Here is an 18,085-nt window from a genome sequence, read left to right as displayed (position 1 = left end):
GGTCGGCTCAATCACTCCGGATTTCGATCAAATGCCGTGACACGTCCAGGAAAGGCACGCTGAGGCGATGGACACGCGGGGCGGCGGCCGAAAAGGCCGAGGTATCCAGCGGTTCTTCGGTCTCGCGCCCCTTCATCAGGAGCAGTCGACCGGGGCGCGCGAGCCACTGGGCCGTCGGGGCTCGCAGGATGTCGTCGGCGGCGACTGCACGACTCACTATGGTACTGAATTTTCCCTGCGGCCGGTACGTTTCGATGCGCGACTGGACCGGCTCGACATTGGCGAGCCCCAACTCCAAGACGACCTGACGGACGAAGCGCACCTTCTTGCCGTTGCTGTCGAGCAACCAGAAACGCCGCTCCGGGCTCAGAATGGCGAGCGGGATTCCGGGCAGTCCGGCGCCGGTGCCGACGTCGAGCACGCGATCGCCGAAGAGAAAATCATGGATGGCGAGGCTATCGAGCAGGTGTTTGGCGACCATCTCAAGCGGATCGCGCACGGCCGTCAGGTTGTAGGCCCGATTCCAGTGCACGAGCATGGCGAGAAACCGCAGGAGCAGCCCTTGCCGATCCGCCGTCAGCCCGAGCCCCAGCGCTTGCGCCCCCGCCGACAGACGCTCCGACAGGCCCGCTTCAGCGCCAGGATCCGTCGCACGCCCAGCCATGGTCATGACGCGACCGCGCTGCGCTTCAGATGGATGAGCAGCAAGGAGACCGCCGCCGGCGTGACCCCCGGAATGCGCGCGGCCTGACCGATGGTCGCCGGACGCACCCGCACGAGCTTCTCGCGCACCTCGACGGAGAGACCGCGCACCTGGTCGTAGTCGAAATCACCCGGCAGCGCCTTGGTCTCCTGCGCGCGCTGACGCGCGATCTCGGCGCCCTGGCGGCTGATGTAGCCGTCATAGCGGGACTGGATCTCGAGCTGCTCGGTGACATCTCGCGGCAGCGGCTCGGGGGGATCGCCGGCCAGCGCCCGAACCCCATCGTAGCCAATGCTCGGGCGCGCCAGCAGGTCCAGCGCGCGCGCCTCTCGCCGCAGTGGCTCGCCGAGAATGCGCGTCGCCAGCTCCGCATTCAGGGCATCGGGCCGCACCCAGGTCTCGCGCAGGCGCTGACGCTCCCGCTCGATCGCCTCCCGCTTCGCCTCGAAGCGGCGCCACTGATCGTCCCCAACCAAGCCGAGCCGCCGACCGGTCTCTGTCAAGCGCAGATCCGCATTGTCTTCGCGAAGCATGAGCCGGTACTCAGCTCGGCTGGTGAACATGCGGTAGGGTTCGTTGGTGCCGCGGGTGATGAGGTCGTCGACCATGACGCCGAGATAGGCCTCGTCGCGGCGCGGCTGCCAGGCCTCGCGCCCCTGGACCTGAAGCGCGGCGTTGGCGCCGGCGAGCAGACCCTGGGCGGCGGCCTCCTCATAACCGGTCGTCCCGTTGATCTGTCCGGCGAAGAAAAGGCCTTCGACGAAGCGGGTCTCCAGCGTCGGCTTGAGGTCGCGCGGGTCGAAGAAGTCGTACTCGATGGCATAGCCAGGGCGCGTGAGATGGGCCTGCTCGAGCCCGGCGATGGAGCGCACCAGGGACTCCTGGATGTCGTAGGGCAGGCTGGTCGAGATGCCGTTGGGATAGACCTCGTGGGTGTCGAGCCCTTCCGGCTCGAGAAAGATCTGGTGCGACGCCTTGTCGGCGAAGCGCACGATCTTGTCCTCGATGGAGGGACAGTAGCGCGGCCCAACACCCTCGATCACGCCGGTGAAGAGCGGCGAGCGGGACAGACCCGAACGAATGATGTCATGCGTCCTTTCATTGGTGTGGGTGATGTGACAACTGATCTGACGCGGGTGGTCGGCCGGACTGCCCAGGAAGGAAAAGATCGGGACCGGATCGTCGCCGGGCTGCTCCTGCAGGCGGCTGTAGTCGATGCTGCGGCTGTCGATACGCGCCGGCGTGCCGGTTTTGAGACGCTCAACACGAAATGGCAGCTCGCGCAGCCGTCTTGCAAGGGCGTTGGACGGTGGATCCCCGGCGCGGCCGCCCTCATAGTTCGAAAGTCCGATATGGATACGGCCGCCGAGAAAGGTCCCGACCGTCAGCACCACGGCGCGCGCCATGAAGCGCAGCCCCATCTGGGTCTGGACACCGACGACGCGATCCTGTTCGACGAGGAGGTCATCGACGGCCTGCTGGAAGATGGCGAGTCCGGGCTGACGCTCGACGGCGCCGCGCACCGCGGCCTTGTAGAGCACGCGGTCCGCTTGGGCGCGGGTCGCCCGCACCGCGGGTCCCTTGCTGGCATTGAGGATGCGGAACTGGATGCCGCCGCGGTCCGCCGCCCGCGCCATGAGGCCACCGAGGGCATCGATCTCCTTGACCAGATGACCCTTGCCGATGCCGCCGATCGCCGGATTGCAGCTCATCTGACCAATGGTCTCGATGTTCTGGGTGAGCAGCAGGGTACGCGCCCCGCAGCGCGCGGCGGCGAGCGCCGCCTCGGTGCCGGCGTGCCCGCCGCCGACGACCACCACATCGTATGCATCGCTTGCAATCATCACAGTGAGCCTGAACCAATCAAGCTCGCTAGTCTAACCCAAAGCGGCAGGGTAAAGACGCTTGAAAAGAGAGACTTATTCTCGATCCGATGGGCTACACGCCCCTGAGGGAGTCACCGGACAATGAATTTAACGAATCTAGCGCAACGTCAGCCCCAGACCGAGACTCGCCCCCGTCCGGTCCTCGCCGAGAGCATTCTCGACAGCGCTCGGACGGTCATCCTCGGTAAGGACCACGAGCTTCGGCTGGCCCTCGCCTGCATCCTGGCCCGAGGACACCTGCTGATCGAAGACCTGCCGGGCGTCGGCAAGACCACCCTCGCCCATCTCCTCGCCCGCCTCCTGGGCCTCGACTATGCACGCATCCAGTTCACCAGCGACCTGCTGCCGGCCGATGTCGTTGGGGTCTCGGTGTACGACCGCGCCACCGAGGGGTTCCGCTTTCATCCTGGGCCGGTCTTCTCCCAACTCATTCTGGCCGACGAGATCAACCGGGCCACGCCCAAGGCGCAGAGCGCGCTGCTTGAGGCCATGGAGGAGCGCCAGGTCACCGTCGAGGGCGAGACCCGCCCCCTGCCCGAGCCCTTCTTCGTCATCGCGACCCAGAATCCGCTGCATCAGGTCGGCACCTATCCGCTGCCCGAATCGCAGCTCGACCGCTTCCTGATGCGCATCCGCCTGGGGTATCCGGATGCCGAGCAGGAGAAGCGGCTGCTCGCCGGCGAGGACAGGCGCGACATGGTCGCGCGCCAGGCGCCGGCCTTGACCAATGCCCAGCTGATCGGGCTGCAGCAGTCGGCCACCCAGATCCACGCCGCCCGCCCCATCATCGACTACATCCACGCCATCCTGCAGTTCACGCGCGGCTCGGAACGTTTCGCCTACGGACTCTCGCCCAGGGCCGGGCTCGGCATGCTGCATGCCGCCAAGGCCTGGGCCTTGCTCGCCGGACGCGACTACGTCATCCCCGAGGACGTGCAGACGGTGCTGCCGGCCTGTGTCGTCCATCGGCTGGTCTGCGGCGAGCTGGGCCAGCGCGCGGGCGAGGAGGATGTGGCACCCTTCATCCTCGAGAGCGTCGCGCTCTAACTCGGCAGCGCTTGCAGCATGTCTTCGATCCTCGCAACGCGATTCCGCCGGATCCGGGCCAAGCCCTCGGATACCGGGACGTCCCGCCACCCGATCCGCGCGCTCAAGACACGCATCGCGCGGCACTTCGAGGGGATGCTGCGCCGGGTTCCCATGGGGCCAGACGGCGTCGCGCGGGTCGGCGCGCGCCAGATCTACATCCTGCCGACAGCGGCCGGGATGACCTATGGCGCCGTCATGCTGGTCATGCTGCTGGGCTCGCTGAACTATCAGAACAACCTCGGCCTCCTCTTCACCTTCTTCCTGGCGTCGGTCGGCGTGATCGCCATGCATCACGCCTGGCTCAACCTGCTCGGGCTCGCGGTTCAGGCCCGCGGCGGGCCGGCCGTCTTCGCCGGTGAAACGGCAACCTTCGAGGTCACGCTGCGGGCCGAGGGTCGGCGCATGCGCCATGACATCCACGTCCGCAAAGCTCAGGACACCCCGCCACCCCTGTTCGTGCCGGCCAATGACCAGGGCTCGCTCGGCCTCGCGGTGCCCGCGCTGCGCCGGGGCCTGCTGCGGCTCGGCTCCATCACGCTGGAGACCCGGCATCCCATGCGCCTGTTTCGCGCCTGGTGCTATGTGGACGCCGCCGCAACCACGCTGGTCTATCCAGCTCCGGCGGCACATGCCCCGGAGCCGAGCCCCGATGCCGGGGACAATCGCCGTCCGCACAAGCACAGCGGAGAGGGCGCGGAGGACTACCTCGGCTCGCGCCGTTACCGACCGGGCGACTCCCCCAAGCACATCGACTGGAAGGCCTTCGCCCGCGAGCGCGGACTCTTAGTGAAGGAATTCGGCGGCGAGCAGGGCCAGGAGGTCTGGATCGACTGGTCCGGGCTGCGCGCCACGGACACCGAAACGCGCCTCAGCCTCATGAGCCGCCAGATCCTGGATGCAAGCGAGGCGGGCCTGCGCTTCGGACTGCGTCTACCCGATGGCACCGAACCGCTCGCGCAAGGCGCCGCCCATGCCCAGCGCTGCCTCACCCGACTCGCACTCTTCCACGATGTCTGAAAAAACCATCCCGATCGGCGAGCACGCAGAGCCCCGGCAGGCCCTCTGGACCAGCCTCCTCGTCATGGCCGCCAGCCTGCCCCTGATGTGGCATCTGCACTGGCAGGTCAATGCCTTTCTGGTGCTCATCTTCGCCGTTCGGCTGCTCGCCGTGCGCTGGCCCTCGGCCATGCCAGGCACCGGCGTGCGCATACTGCTGACCTTCGCCGGCGTGGCCAACTGCCTGCACGGCTACCACACCCTGGCGGGCCAGGACGGCGGCGCCGCGCTCTTCGCGACCATGATCACGCTCAAACTGCTGGAGCTGAAGTCCAAGCGAGATCTGCGCCTGGTCACCATCCTCATCGGCTTCCTCATCGTGGTGCAGTTTCTGTTCGACGAGTCCTTCTCCATGGCGGCCTATCTGGGTGCCATCGCCCTCGGCGTCGTGGCGCTCCTGGCGCATCTGAACGCCGGATTCAGAGACGCGAGCGCGCGACCCGCGCTGCGCGTCGCGCTCAACCTGTCGCTGCAGGCGCTCCCCCTGACGCTGGTGCTCTTCGTCCTCTTCCCGCGCCTCAACGCGCCGCTCTGGAACCTCGGCTTCGAGCGCGACGCCGCCATGACCGGCATGTCCGACACCATGGAGCCCGGCGACATCAGCAAGCTGGTCGTCGATGGCGAAGGCGCCTTCCGCATCCGCTTCGACAGCACGCCCCCGGCGCGCGACCAGCTCTACTGGCGCGGCCCGGTGCTCTGGGAGATGGACGGACGGCGCTGGACGCCGGGCACCCCGCCGCGCGACGCCGCCGCCGGCTTGCTGCAAGCCGAGGCGCCCATCGACTACGAGATCGTCCTGGAGCCAACCAAACAGCGCTGGCTCTTCGCCTTGGATATGCCGGTCAGCGCACCCGAGGGCGCCTTCGTCACGCCTGATCTGCAGATCATCTCGCACCGGCCCATCAACGCGCTCAAGCGCTATCGCGTGCGCTCCGCGCTCGTCTATCGGACAACGGAACCCAGCCCGGCGCTGCGTGAGTTTGCACTGCGCCTGCCGGACAACATCACGCCGCGCATGCGCGCGCTCGTCGCGGACTGGAAGACGCAAACCGATACGGACTGGCAACTGGTGCAGCGCGGTCTCGCCTTCTTCAATCGCGAGGCCTTCCATTACACCCTGGAGCCGCCGGCGCTGAGCCGCAATCCGGCGGACGAGTTCCTCTTCGAAACGCGCAGCGGCTTCTGCGAGCACTACGCCAGCGCCTTCGCCCTGCTCATGCGGATCGGCGGCATCCCCTCGCGCATCGTGCTCGGCTACCTGGGCGGTGAGGACAACGACATCGGCGGCTACCAGATCGTCCGCCAATCGGACGCTCATGCCTGGGCCGAGGTCCTGATCGCGGGGCGCGGCTGGGTGCGCGTGGACCCGACAGCGGCCGTCGACCCCTCGCGGATCGACCGCAGCAGTGCGTCGCGCCTGCTGGGGGCCGGCGCATCGGTGCGCTTCGATCTCGACGACGCCAGCGGCATCGTCCGTTTCGTCCGCGGCCTGCGGCTCCTCGCCGACACGCTGGACGCCGGCTGGCAGAACTGGGTGCTGGACTTCTCCTCCGAGGATCAGCTCGCCCTGCTCGACCGCATGGGTCTCGGCGCCTTGCGGGAATACGGCCTGGCGGCCTTGATGCTCGTCGCCATCTCCCTGACCCTGGCTGTCGTCATGCTCGGACTGATGCGCGACAAGCCCGCGGAAGACCCTCTCGACGCACTCTATGCGCGCTTCTGCCGCAAGCTCGCGCGGGCTGGCATCCCGCGTCTTCACCATGAAGGCCCGAGGGACTATGGCGAGCGTGTCGCCAGCGTCCGACCGGATCTGCGGGCGCCCGTGAGTCGCTTCATCGCGCTCTATCTTCCCGCACGCTATGGGACGGTCGACGCCGCGCACAGCCTCCAGCCGCTCAAGGCCCATTTGCAGCGTTTCGTACCGCGGCGCAGGCCCGAGCGCTGACGCAAAGACCAGCCCACGACGCCGGCCCTGGGCCAGCAACGCCCGTTAGCGATGTGGATCACAGCCTGCTTCGCCGCAGACGCCTATGCTGACAGCAATCTCGACAAGGGCAGAGTCGCGGGGGGTTGAAGCGCGCGGTCTAGCAGCAATCTCTTATGTTGCAGTGCGGCATAGCCGTGCGTAGCATCGCCCCCCCAACAGCAGCATTCCATAGAGGTTCTACCGGTGGCAGGTCAAGCAGTCCGCGAGTCCATTCAAGGCCAACCCTTCAACGACGTTCTGAACGAGCTACACGCCCATACGTTCTCGGGCGCACCAGGCGAGTCAGATCCCTTTACGCTCAGCGAGCTGGATCGCGAGTACGTGGCCTACGCGCTCGGCCTCTACTACCAGTGCGATCACTGCGTGGAGTATCACGGCCGCGTCGTGGAGCGGGTACGCAGGAAGCAGGGCTCCCCGGCATGGGCCTGGCGGGACGAGCTCCTCAAGGTGGTGCTCTTCCTACGCACCAGCCGCAGCAACGTCTCCGCGATGGAGTGGGAGGGCTGGCTCGGCGCCTGGCGACGTTTCGCCAGCCGCATGCACCATCACGAGCGTGGACTTGCGTGCAACATTGCCTATGCCGTCGGCATCGCACGCGCCGACGAGCAACTGATGGACATCGCCTTCGAGTCGCTCCGCGCCATGCATGAAGACGATGAAACCCTGCTCGGAGTGATCCGCGACATCGATCGGGTCGTGGTCTTCATGAAGGCCGCCACATCCAAGAACCGTACCGATCCCATCGTTCGGCGGCAGCTGGAGACGCGCGGGATTCAAATCTGAGGCGGGGCGCGGGATGCGCTGTCACGGCTGGAGCGTCGTTTCCAGCCGAGACGTCGTTTCCAACGCCATACCGTCACGCATTTCGACGATTCGCCCAACCGATCGACGGCGGTAAAGAGTCTGCCCCAGGAGCGGAAACTCGCAGCCCAAGATCTCGACCTCGCTCGGGCGGCGAGCCTTTACCCTCCGTTACCCATTAGCCGGGGCTGCTTGCATGTTGGCCGCCGAAGGTATCCAATCATTTTGGTTGGGATTGCCCGACGCCAACCTCACGCTCACGAACCATTGCCCGCACCGAGGAGCCTTTGATGAATCGCTCAATTCTCTTTTCCGCCATTGCCTTGACGCTGACGTTCGCCACCGCGCCCGCCAGCGCCGTGGTCTATTGCAAGACCGTCGGTGTTCCGAAGGGCTGTGTGGTGCGCCCCGCAGTTCGCGTTGCACCTGTGGTCCGCCCGGTGCCTGTCCCTGTCGCCCCCGTGGGTCGAGCGGTGGCTGCCCCCAAACCCGGCAATTGGAATGGCGGAGTCAATCGCGCTGGCGTCCGGCGCTGACACGGCGGTAAGGGGTCAGTTCTCGCATCGGCGGCGGTAAGGGGTCAGTTCTCGCATCGTCGCACGATTTTGCGAGCTTCCGGCCCATGACTGTTTTTCCACAGGCCCGCCCGTCCAGCAACACGCACCGAAGTAACAACTCCCCACGGGCTAAGGCGATATCCGGAAATGATCGTACCCAAATAGATCCGGATCGGTAGGATGGGCAAAGTCCGCGCTCTGAGATCGAGCCCAAGCTCGACGCCAAACGGACGTGCCCATCTTGCAAGACGCCGAGCAGGGATGATGGGCACGCCCCGCGACCCTCGGCACTGCGAAAGAAGCGCATCGCCAGGGCTTTGCCCATCCTACGGGATCGAAACCGCGGGTCCTGGCGGGTGGGAGTGATCCAGGCGTTTGTGGTCGAGCGGTGTTGGCGCAGAGCGCCGGAGAGACGCGTGGCCCCGCAGAGCGGTGCCGCGAGACGGAAAAAACATCCCGGCCTCGTGGGTAATATCATTCCCGGAATTCGCCGAATGGCGCCGAATGCGCGCGGTGCACCGAAGGCACATGGCCGATGTGCGGAGCACAACGCAACGATTGAGTTTCCGCTGTCAGGCTGTGGTGTTCACGGTCGCTCAAGCGTCTCTCGAATTCGGTTCGCGCCTCTCAGCCGCCGCGCTGGGTGACGACCAGGACCTCCGTCAGCCAGGCAACGGCTCAAAGCACCTGACACCTGACACCTGACACCTCAATCATCCTCATCCTGATCGCGCCGCTCGACCAGCTCGGGATCCGCCGTGATGGGCCGGTAGATCTCGACGCGATTGCCGTCGGTCAGCTTGGTGTCCAGCTTGCTGATCTTGCCGAAGATGCCGACCTTGTTGACGTCCAGGTCGATCTCCGGGAACTGATCGAGCAGACCGGAGCGCTCGATGGCATCCCGAATGGTGCTGCCGTCGGGCATGTCCAGCTTGAGCCAGGTCTGTTTGAACTTGTCTGCGTAGGCGACACCAACCAGCATCTTCTTCGTCTCCCAGGATCTCGATCTCGTGACGACGGCCGGCTCAGCCGATCGCCGCCGCCACCGTGGCTCGACGCTTGGCCGCATCGGCGGCACGTGCGTCGATGACGCGCTTCGCCGCGAGCAGGAATCCGAGCGCCAGGAATCCCCCCGGCGGCAGAATGGCGATCAGGAAGCCGCGGTAGTCAGGTATGAGTGTCAGCTCGAGGAACGACATGGCCTGACCGAGCAGCTGAGAGGCCCCGGCGAAGAGCGTTCCCGTCCCGAAGATCTCGCGCACACCGCCAAGCACGACGAGCGTGATGGTGAAGCCCAGCCCCATCATCAAGCCGTCCAGGGCGGCGGGCAGGACCCGATTCTTGGAGGCGAAGGACTCCGCCCGCCCAAGGATGGCGCAGTTGACCACGATGAGCGCGATGAAGAGCCCCAAGACCTTGTGCAGCTCGTGGGCATAGGCGTTGAGGCCAAGGTCCACCAGGGTCACGAGCGTGGCGATCACCACGATGTAGACCGGGATGCGCACCTCCGGCGTGACGGCACCCCGGATGAGGGACACCAGCACATTGGAGACGGTCAGCACGGCGGTGGTCGCGAGCCCCATGCCCAGCCCGTTGGTCGCGGTCCCGGTGACGGCAAGCGTCGGACAGAGCGCGAGGCTCTGGCTGAGGATCACGTTGTTGGACCAGATGCCGTCGCGCGCGATGCGCCCCCAGGGAGTGCCCTGCTTGGTGTCTGAATCAGTCATGCTGCGGCCTCACGGATGACTCGGCTGGATGGCGCCGGCGCGGTCTTCGCGCCGTTGGATGACGACGGTGGCCGTGAGCGCGTCGCGGTTGGCCGCGAAGAACTCCAGCCCGCCCTTGATGCCGCGCACCACGCCTCGCGGCGTGATGGTGGCCCCGCTGAACTGGTCGAAGTCACCGCCGTCCTTCTTGACCCCCCAGCGCTCGGCCGGCGGATCGCCGAGTGAGCGGCCTTCGAAGGCGCGCACCCAGTCCGCTTTGCCGACCTCGATCTTGTCCCCCAGACCAGGCGTCTCCTTGTGGGACAGCACCCGGACACCGAGGATCTTGCCGTCGGCGGCGAGTCCGAGCATGACGTCGATCTCGCCGGCGTAGCCGAACGCCTTGACCTGGTAGGCGAGCGCGGTGACCTGGTGACCGGAGAGGGCGCGATAGACGGTGACGGGCTCGCCCGAGGCGTCCGTCAGCGTGACGCTGTTGGCCAGCAGATCGTTGTCGTGCAGCGAGGCCGGGATGACCTCGGCCAGGGAGGCATTCATGTCCTCGGCATGGCGCAGCGCGATCGGCTCCCGGGTCAGGCGATCCGCCACGACCAGCAGGGTGGCCGCCGCGGCCACGGTGAAGCCGAGCAGCAGCCCCTGATAGCCAATGCCTTGCTTGAAGTTCGACCAGGCGACGTCGCTCATCGGCTCACCCCCGCGTCATCGGCATACTCGATCGGGCTACCCTTGCGATCGCGGCCGTAGATGCGCGGCTTCACATAGTGGTCGATCAATGGGGTACAGGCATTCATGAGCATCACCGCGAAGGCGACGCCTTCCGGATAGCTGGTCCAGGTGCGAATGACATAGACCAGGAGCCCGCATCCGACACCGAAGAGGATCTGGCCGCGCGCCGAGACGGGCGAGGTCACCAGGTCGGTCGCGATGAAGAAGGCGCCGAGCAGCGTCGCGCCCGAGACCAGGTGGTAGAGGGCTCCGGCGTAGCGCTCCGGATCATAGAGATGCAGGAGGGTCGCCAGGATCGCGACGGTCGCCAACATGGCGAGCGGGATGTGCCAGGTGATGATCCGCTTGTAGAGCAGCAGCAGCCCGCCCAAGAGCAGGAGCAGGGCGGACGTCTCGCCCAGACTGCCGGCCACCGTGCCCAGGGCACCGGACAGCGGGCCGAACAGACCGGGCAGGATGACCGACAACTCATGGCCCTGACCGAGTTCCGTGCGCACGTGCCCGAGGACGGTCGCCCCGCTGAACGCGTCGAAGCCCTGACCGCCGAAGGTGATCGCCAACCCCTGGAGCAGCCCGGGCGCCTCGGCGGAGAACAGGGGCGTCGGCACGACGAAGCTGGTCATCTCCAGGGGGAAGGCGATCAAGAGGGCAACGCGGGCGACCATGGCCGGGTTGAAGAGGTTCTGGCCGATCCCGCCGAAGACCTGCTTGGCGATGACGATGGCCATGAAGCTCCCAACCACCCCGATCCACCAGGGCGCCCAGGGCGGCAGGGTCATGGCGAGCAGCCAACCGGTCAGCAGGGCCGAGCCGTCGAGGAGGAAGGGGCGCACCGGCTTGCCGGCAACGCGCAGGCTCATGGCCTCGAACACCAGGGCCGACGCAATGGTCGCGGCGAAGAGATAGATGGCTGGCCAGCCGAACTGCCAGAGCCCGAAGACCGTGGCGGGCAGCAGCGCCAGCATCACCAGGCCCATGGTGCGGGAGATGCTGACCGGCTCGTGGGCGAATGGCCCGGCCTGGGCGGCCGGGGTCTCGATGCTCATCTCAGGCCTCCGTCTCGGCCGGGGTTTCGGCGGTTAGGGTTTCCGCTATCGGGGTTGCGGCGTGCGCCGAGGGCGCCGCCGCCTGCTCGGCCTCGGCCTTCTTCTTCGCGGCCATCTCACGCTTGCGCTTCGCCATGGCCTCGCGCTTGGCCGCCTTGATGGCCTCCATGCGGGCCGTGCGCTGCTCGGCGAGCCGCTTGGTCTCGGCCTGTTTCTGCTTGGCGCGGCCACGCGCGGCCATGTCGCCCTTGGCATAGTTGAAGAACTGCACCAGCGGGATGTGGCCCGGACAGACGTAGGCGCAGGAGCCGCAGCCGATGCAGTCCATGAGTCCGCGGCTCACGGCGCCCTCAAGGTCGCCGGCGCGGATGTGCGCGGCCATCTCCAAGGGCACCAGGCCGCAGGGGCAGGCCTGCACGCAGCTCCCGCAGCGGATGCAGGGCATGGTGTCGCGCACATTGGTCTCGTCGGCGGTCAGCGCCAGGACCCCATTGCTGCCCTTGACCATGGGCACGCGGGTGCTTGGCAGGGGCTGGCCCATCATGGGGCCGCCGCTGATCAGCCGCTCCGGCTCCACCTTGAAGCCGCCGCAGTAGTCGAGGATGTCCTGGACCTTGGTGCCCAGCAGGACCTTGAGGTTGCGGGGCCTGGAGATGGCGTGGCCGGTCACGGTGACGACCCGCGCCACCAGCGGATAGCCGTAGCGCAGGGCCTCGTGCACGGCGAAGGCCGTGGCGGGGTTGTGCACGACCACGCCGATGTCCGCGGTCAGACCACGCGCCGGCGTCTCCCGACCGGTCAGCGTCTGCACCAGATGCTTCTCCGATCCCATCGGATAGCGGGTCGGGAGGCGCGCGATGCGGATGTTGGCATGCTCGGAGGCCGCGACCGCCATGGCGGCCTGCGCCTCCGGCTTGTTGTTCTCGATGCCGATGACGATCCGCTCGACGCCCAGCGCGTGGGCCATGATGCGGATGCCGTCGATCACATCGGCCGAACGCTCGCGCATCAAGCGGTCGTCGCAGGTCAGGTAGGGCTCGCACTCCGCGCCATTGATGACCAGGGTGTGCAGCCGATACTTCTTGCGCAGGTTCAGCTTGACCGCGGCGGGGAAGGTCGCGCCGCCCAGGCCGACGATGCCGGCCGCGGCGACACGCGCGGCGATGGCGTCCGCGTCGAGCGCAAAGGGATCGTCCACGCCCTGGATGTGATCGGCCCAGCGGTCCTCGCCGTCCGGCTTGAGCGTGATGGTCGGCACCGAGAGGCCGGAGGCATGGTGCGCCGGATAGCTGCCGACACCCATGATGCGACCCGAGGTCGGCGCATGCACGGGCGCCGAGATCATGCCCTGGCCGTTCGCCAGCAGATCGCCCTTGGCGACCAGCTGACCGCGCCGCACCGCCGGGCTGGCGGGCGCGCCGATATGCTGCTGCAGCGGAATATGCAGGAGCGCCGGCATCGGCAGGACTTCGATCGCTTGTCCCGCGGCGAGCTGTTTGCGGTCGTCCGGGTGGACGCCGCCGCGAATCTTGAAGAGTTTCATGGCTTTCAGCGATCCTCCGTCCGAAGTTGCGCGCCGCCCATCGCAAGGTGAGTTCGGCTCCCGCGTGGCATTGATGTCATATCGCCACCGCCGGCTTGTGCCAGAACCAGGTCTGCAGCGTCGGCGTGAGCGGACGCATCTCGATGCACTCGGTCGGACAGACATCGAAGCACAGCTCGCAACCGATGCAGGCGTCCGCGAAGACGCTGTGGATCATGTTGTTCGCGCCCATGATGGCGTCGGTCGGACACCGCTTGAAACACTTGGTGCAGCCCACGCAGAGGTTCTCGTGGATGTGGGCGATCATCGGCGCCTTGTCCTCGACGCCGGACAGGTCGGCGGTGACGCCAAGCAGGCTCGCCAACGACTCCGCGAGCGCCCGTCCGCCGGGCGGGCAGAGCGTGACGGGTGCCGCGCCCGAGGCGATGGCCTCGGCGGCGGGAGCGCAGCCGGGGTAGCCGCATTGGCCGCACTGGGAGCCGGGCAAGAGGGCGGCGACCTCCTCGGTCACCGCGTTCCCCTCGACTTTCAGGTAACGCGCGGCGAGCCCCAGCAGCCCGCCGAGGGCAAGACCGAGCGTGGTAAGACTGGCGATCGCGGCAAACATGGCAGTCAGATCTCCGGGAGAATCAGTGGGTGGGATAGGTCGCGCGCGCCGAACCCATCATGCTCGGTCGTCGGAAGCGTCACGCCAAGCCGGCAAAGCCCAGGAACGCCAGGGACAGCAGCCCGGCGGCGATGAAGGCGATGGGGGCGCCGGCAAAGGCCGCGGGCACGTTCGCCAACGCCAGGCGCTCGCGCATGCCGGCGAAGAGGACCATGACCAGGGTAAAACCGAGCGCCGAGCCGAAGCCGTAGAGGACGCTCTCCAGGAAGCCGTGCTTCTCCTGGATGTTGAGCAGCGCCACGCCCAACACGGCACAGTTGGTGGTGATGAGCGGCAGATAGATGCCGAGCACCTGATAGAGGGCCGGCGAGATCTTGCGCACCGCCATCTCCGTGAACTGCACCACGGCGGCAATGACCAGGATGAAGGTCAGGATGCGCAGATAGCCGATCCCGAGCGGTCCGAGGACGAAGTGCTCCAGCAGCCAGCTGGCGACGGCGGCCAGGGTCAGTACGAAGGTGGTCGCCAGGCTCATTCCGAGCGCGGAGTCGAGCTTGCCCGAGACCCCCATGAAGGGGCAGAGACCGAGGAATTTCACCAGCACCACATTGTTGACCAGTGCGGTAGCCAGGATCAGCATGAGATACTCACCCATGTACGGAAGCCCTTGCGCGACGAACGAGATGATTCTGCTCATGCAAGGCAAATGCCACTGCATCCATCAGGGCTTTGAGAGGGCGCCCAAAACGCGCTGCCGAACCAGGCTGGCGCCGTGACACCGGCCAGCAAATCAGGCGCTTGCGAGCCGGCGGACGCCGCCCGGAAGCCTCGCGCCCAGGACGAGACCCTTGACCCAAGCGCCACGCGCCTGGCCTCCACCTGTCGTGGTGCCAACAAGATTGCACCTTGCCAGGCGGTGTGATTGTTGGAAAACCGACAATGGCCCCCGCCGTGGTCCCCGCAACCGCCGCCTGACGCGAGATGGCTGCATGGTGTATTTTTTGCTTATTGCAGAGCGGTCAATCAGCGTGCCGCTCAGGAGAATGCCGTGTCGGTCCGACAACCCCCGGAGCCCGTCCAAGAAGACGTGATCAACGCCTTGGGCGCGTTTCTCGCCCGTCCACCCGACGGCACGCCGCCGGAGGTGATCGAGGCACTCGCCCTCATGGGCGGGAACCCCTCGGCCCCGCTGCCGCCTCGGCTCTTCTTCGAGGCGGTCGAGCAGTCGCCGGTCGCGATCTCCATCACGGACGCCAGGGCCACCATCCTCTACGCCAACCCGGCGTTCGAGCAGCTCACCGGCTACGGACGCACGGAGGTCGTCGGCGAGAACGAGGCCATCCTCTCCAACAACGCCACCCCCAACAACGTCTACGAGCAGCTCTGGCGCACCATCCAGCGCAAGCAGACCTGGACCGGCACCCTGGTCAACCGCACCAAGCAGGGCGGCGACTACCTGGCCGAGCTGACCATCTCGCCCGTCCTGGACCGGGACGGCGATCTCAAATACTTCCTCGGCATGCATCGCGACGTCACCAAGATGCACGAGCTGGAGGGCGCGCTGCGCCAGCAGAAGGCGCGCATCGAGACCGTGCTGGACGCCGCGCCCGTCATCGTCGTCCTGCTCGACAGCGAGGGGCGGGTCATCCTCGACAACCAGGAGTACAAGCGCCTGCTCGCCGACCTGCAGGGCAAGGAGCCCGTGGAGGTGCTGCGCGCCGCCATCAGCGAGCAGCTCGGCATCGACGCCTTCGCGGCCTGCCTGGAGGGCAAGCCCTTCAAGAACGTCGAGGTCAGCATCGACATCCGCGGCCATCAGGGTCCGCGCTGGTTCGCCTGCTCGGGCACCCCGGTGGAGGAGTCCGACCCCACGGCGCGCAACTACTTCGGGCAGACGGATCCGGGCGAGCGCCGCCTGCTGATCCTCGCCAACGACATCACCGGGCGCCGCCGCGAGATCGAGCGCGCGCATATGGAGAATCTGCGCGCGCGCCTGGCGGAGCAACAGCTCATGCACGGCACGCGCGAGGCACTGGCCGCGGCCATCTATCAGATCCAGGTCCCGCTCAACGTCATCAACGCCGCGAGCGGCATGCTGCGCAGCGGCGCCGGCAATCTGGACACCTTGATCGGCATGCTGGATCAGATCAGCGAGTCTGGCGCCAAGGCGCTCGCGACCTTGACCGCCGCGCTGCCGGAGGAGCCGCGCGAGGCCGGGGTCATGGCCAATGTGAATGCCCTGCTGCGCCAGGTGCTGGAACTGGAGACCAACCGGCTGCTCGCGGACGGCATCGTCGTGGACTGGCGGCCCGCGCATGTGCTCCCCGAGCTGCCGGCGCACAAGAACCAGCTGCGCGCCATGTTCAAACACCTCATCGACAACGCCATCCAGGCGCTGCGCGAGTCCAACCAAGGCCATCGCGAGCTGTGCCTCACCACCCGCAGCCTCGACAACGGCGTGGAGGTCGAGATCCAGGACAATGGCCCCGGCATCCCCTCCGACGACCGCTACCGCGTCTTCGAGCCCTTCTACATCGGCTGGAAGCACCGCCGCGGACGCGCCGGCATGGGTCTGGCGTTCTCGCAGGAGATCGTCAATGCCCATGGGGGGTCGATCGAAGTCGATCCCGACTTCCAGGATGGCTGCCTCATCCGCCTCTCTCTGAACGCCGTCTTTCCGGACGACTGACTTGCCCGACCGATCCATGACCTCTACCCCAAACGACTTCGGGGCCGCCGAAGAGGCCCATCGCCTCGCCCTGGCCGAATCCCAGCTCGCCGCGCTCTTCGAGGTGAGCAGCGTGCTCAGCCGCTCGCTCAACCTGCGCCAGACCCTGCGCGAGGTGCTGAGCGTGCTGCACGAGCGTGGCCGCATGAGCCACGGCCTGGTCTGCCTACTCAACGAGGAGCGCGGCGAGCTGCTCATCAGCGCGCTGCACGGCAAGGACGCCGAGCCCTTCGAGACGGTGACCTACCAGCCCGGCGAGGGCGTCATCGGCCAGATCCTCTCGGCCAACGAGCCCTGGATACTGCCCCGCGTCGCCGACGAACCACGGTTTCTCGACCGGCTGAACCTCTACGATCCGGAGCTGCCCTTCATCGGCGTCCCCATCCGCGTCGGCGAGGAGCACGCCATCGGCGTCTTCGCCGCCCAACCGCCGCCCGGCGACGCCCTGCTCGGCTACCGCTCGCGCTTTCTCGAAATGGTCGCAAACCTCATCGGCCAGGCCGTGCGGCTCGCGCGTACCGTCGAGGCCGAGCAGCAGGCGCTGCGCGAAGAGCGCGACAAGCTGCGACGCGAGGTCAAGGGCACCCACGGCTTCGACAGTATCATCGGCCGGGCGCAGCCCATGCGCCTGGTCTTCGAGCAGGTCCGCCAGGTCGCCAAGTGGAACACCACGGTGCTGATCCGCGGTGAGTCGGGCACCGGCAAGGAGCTGATCGCCAACGCCATCCACTACAACTCGCCGCGCGCGCGCGCGCCCTTCGTCAAGCTCAACTGTGCGGCCCTGCCGGACAACCTGCTGGAGTCCGAGCTCTTCGGCCATGAGAAAGGCGCCTTCACCGGGGCCGTGAGTCAGCGCAAGGGACGTTTCGAGCAGGCCGACGGCGGCACTCTTTTTCTGGACGAGATCGGCGAGATCACGCCAGCCTTTCAGGCCAAACTGCTGCGCGTCCTGCAGGAGGGCGAGTTCGAGCGTATCGGCGGCGGGCGCACCCTCAAGGTGGACGTGCGCGTCATCGCCGCGACCAACCGCGACCTGGAGGCAGGCGTGAGGGCGGGCGAGTTCCGCGAAGACCTCTATTACCGCCTCAACGTCATGCCCATCCGCACGCCCGCGCTGCGCGAGCGCATGGAGGACATCCCGGACCTGGCCCGATTCCTGGTGGGGAAGGTCTCGCGCATGCAGGGCCGCGATCTGGAGATCACCGACAGCGCGGTGCGCATGCTCATGCGCTACGACTGGCCGGGTAACGTGCGGGAGCTGGAGAACTGCATCGAGCGCGCGGCGGTCATGAGCGAAGACGGCAACATCGACCGCGAGGTCATCGACCTGACCGGGTTCAGCCCCAACAGCAGCGGGCCGGACTTCGTCCAGTCGTCGGCCCCGCCGGCGAGCCAGGTGGACTTCAACGACCCCAACCTCGACGAGCGCGAGCGGGTCATCGCCGCGCTGGAGGAGGCCGGCTGGGTCCAGGCCAAGGCCGCGCGTCTGCTGAACATGACTCCGCGTCAGATCGCCTACCGCATCCAGACGCTGAACATCAAGATGCGGCAATTCTGAGCACGGCGGCGCGAGCCGCCACCGGCAGGATGAGCAACCGGTCGCGGCGGGGCGCCGCTCCCACGTCCTCG

The 18,085-nt window shown here is 67.1% G+C and carries 16 protein-coding genes; 7 read left to right on the top strand and 9 right to left on the bottom strand.

Going from position 1 to position 18,085, the window contains the following annotated elements:
• Window positions 1-7: 7 nt before the first annotated feature.
• Complete coding sequence (gene rsmG / locus CKO23_RS05915) at window positions 8-670, bottom strand: 16S rRNA (guanine(527)-N(7))-methyltransferase RsmG (protein ID WP_242482249.1); 663 nt, start codon at window positions 668-670, stop codon at window positions 8-10.
• Window positions 667-2,547 (bottom strand): tRNA uridine-5-carboxymethylaminomethyl(34) synthesis enzyme MnmG, encoded by a 1,881-nt coding sequence (gene mnmG, locus CKO23_RS05910; protein ID WP_200329035.1) that lies wholly within the window; start codon window positions 2,545-2,547, stop codon window positions 667-669. Before mnmG ends, rsmG begins: the two co-directional genes overlap by 4 nt.
• A 123-nt stretch (window positions 2,548-2,670) precedes the next feature.
• Between mnmG and CKO23_RS05905 the strand changes: the two genes are divergently transcribed.
• The 5 genes from CKO23_RS05905 (at window position 2,671) to CKO23_RS05885 (ending at window position 8,058) form a co-directional block, all read left to right on the top strand.
• Window positions 2,671-3,636, top strand: a complete 966-nt coding sequence (locus CKO23_RS05905; RefSeq protein ID WP_200329033.1) for an AAA family ATPase — start codon at window positions 2,671-2,673, stop codon at window positions 3,634-3,636.
• An 18-nt stretch (window positions 3,637-3,654) separates the two neighbouring features.
• Window positions 3,655-4,695 carry a DUF58 domain-containing protein gene (locus CKO23_RS05900; protein WP_200329031.1) on the top strand — a complete coding sequence of 347 codons (1,041 nt, stop codon included), beginning with the start codon at window positions 3,655-3,657 and terminating at the stop codon, window positions 4,693-4,695.
• The gene (locus CKO23_RS05895; RefSeq protein ID WP_200329029.1) at window positions 4,688-6,679 is read left to right on the top strand and encodes a transglutaminase TgpA family protein; all 1,992 of its coding nucleotides are present in this window, start codon (window positions 4,688-4,690) and stop codon (window positions 6,677-6,679) included. Before CKO23_RS05900 ends, CKO23_RS05895 begins: the two co-directional genes overlap by 8 nt.
• A gap of 225 nt (window positions 6,680-6,904) precedes the next feature.
• Window positions 6,905-7,504: a hypothetical protein gene (locus CKO23_RS05890; protein WP_200329027.1), complete on the top strand. Its 600-nt coding sequence runs from the start codon at window positions 6,905-6,907 to the stop codon at window positions 7,502-7,504.
• 308 nt (window positions 7,505-7,812) lie between these two features.
• A complete protein-coding gene (locus tag CKO23_RS05885) occupies window positions 7,813-8,058 on the top strand; it encodes a hypothetical protein (RefSeq protein WP_200329025.1) in 246 nt (81 codons plus the stop codon).
• 730 nt (window positions 8,059-8,788) lie between these two features.
• Here the strand turns inward: CKO23_RS05885 and CKO23_RS05880 are convergent.
• The 7 genes from CKO23_RS05880 to rsxA all read right to left on the bottom strand — a co-directional run bounded on the left by CKO23_RS05880 (window position 8,789) and on the right by rsxA (window position 14,383).
• Complete coding sequence (locus tag CKO23_RS05880; protein WP_200329023.1) at window positions 8,789-9,061, bottom strand: RnfH family protein; 273 nt, start codon at window positions 9,059-9,061, stop codon at window positions 8,789-8,791.
• Window positions 9,062-9,104: 43 nt separating this feature from the next.
• Window positions 9,105-9,806: an electron transport complex subunit E gene (locus CKO23_RS05875; protein ID WP_200329022.1), complete on the bottom strand. Its 702-nt coding sequence runs from the start codon at window positions 9,804-9,806 to the stop codon at window positions 9,105-9,107.
• Window positions 9,807-9,815: 9 nt separating this feature from the next.
• Complete coding sequence (gene rsxG / locus CKO23_RS05870) at window positions 9,816-10,490, bottom strand: electron transport complex subunit RsxG (RefSeq protein ID WP_200329020.1); 675 nt, start codon at window positions 10,488-10,490, stop codon at window positions 9,816-9,818.
• Window positions 10,487-11,578 (bottom strand): RnfABCDGE type electron transport complex subunit D, encoded by a 1,092-nt coding sequence (locus CKO23_RS05865; protein WP_200329018.1) that lies wholly within the window; start codon window positions 11,576-11,578, stop codon window positions 10,487-10,489. Before CKO23_RS05865 ends, rsxG begins: the two co-directional genes overlap by 4 nt.
• 1 nt (window position 11,579) lies before the next feature.
• The gene (rsxC, locus tag CKO23_RS05860; protein WP_200329016.1) at window positions 11,580-13,121 is read right to left on the bottom strand and encodes an electron transport complex subunit RsxC; all 1,542 of its coding nucleotides are present in this window, start codon (window positions 13,119-13,121) and stop codon (window positions 11,580-11,582) included.
• A 76-nt stretch (window positions 13,122-13,197) separates the two neighbouring features.
• On the bottom strand, window positions 13,198-13,728 hold the full coding sequence (rsxB, locus tag CKO23_RS05855) for an electron transport complex subunit RsxB (RefSeq protein WP_200329014.1): 531 nt from the start codon (window positions 13,726-13,728) through the stop codon (window positions 13,198-13,200).
• Window positions 13,729-13,807: 79 nt separating this feature from the next.
• Window positions 13,808-14,383: an electron transport complex subunit RsxA gene (gene rsxA, locus CKO23_RS05850; protein ID WP_200329107.1), complete on the bottom strand. Its 576-nt coding sequence runs from the start codon at window positions 14,381-14,383 to the stop codon at window positions 13,808-13,810.
• A gap of 393 nt (window positions 14,384-14,776) precedes the next feature.
• Here rsxA and nifL point away from each other — a divergent pair, with 393 nt between their 5' ends.
• Both nifL and nifA read left to right on the top strand, forming a co-directional pair.
• Entirely contained in the window at window positions 14,777-16,417 is a 1,641-nt protein-coding gene (gene nifL, locus CKO23_RS05845; RefSeq protein ID WP_200329012.1) for a nitrogen fixation negative regulator NifL, read from the top strand.
• Between the two features lie 16 nt (window positions 16,418-16,433).
• A complete protein-coding gene (gene nifA, locus CKO23_RS05840; protein WP_200329010.1) occupies window positions 16,434-18,014 on the top strand; it encodes a nif-specific transcriptional activator NifA in 1,581 nt (526 codons plus the stop codon).
• Window positions 18,015-18,085: the final 71 nt, after the last annotated feature.

The organism is Thiocystis violacea (assembly GCF_016583565.1).
Classification (GTDB): domain Bacteria; phylum Pseudomonadota; class Gammaproteobacteria; order Chromatiales; family Chromatiaceae; genus Thiorhodococcus; species Thiorhodococcus violaceus_A.
The sequence above is the reverse complement of the archived record's forward strand: the minus strand, read 5'-3'. Positions and strand labels throughout refer to the sequence as shown.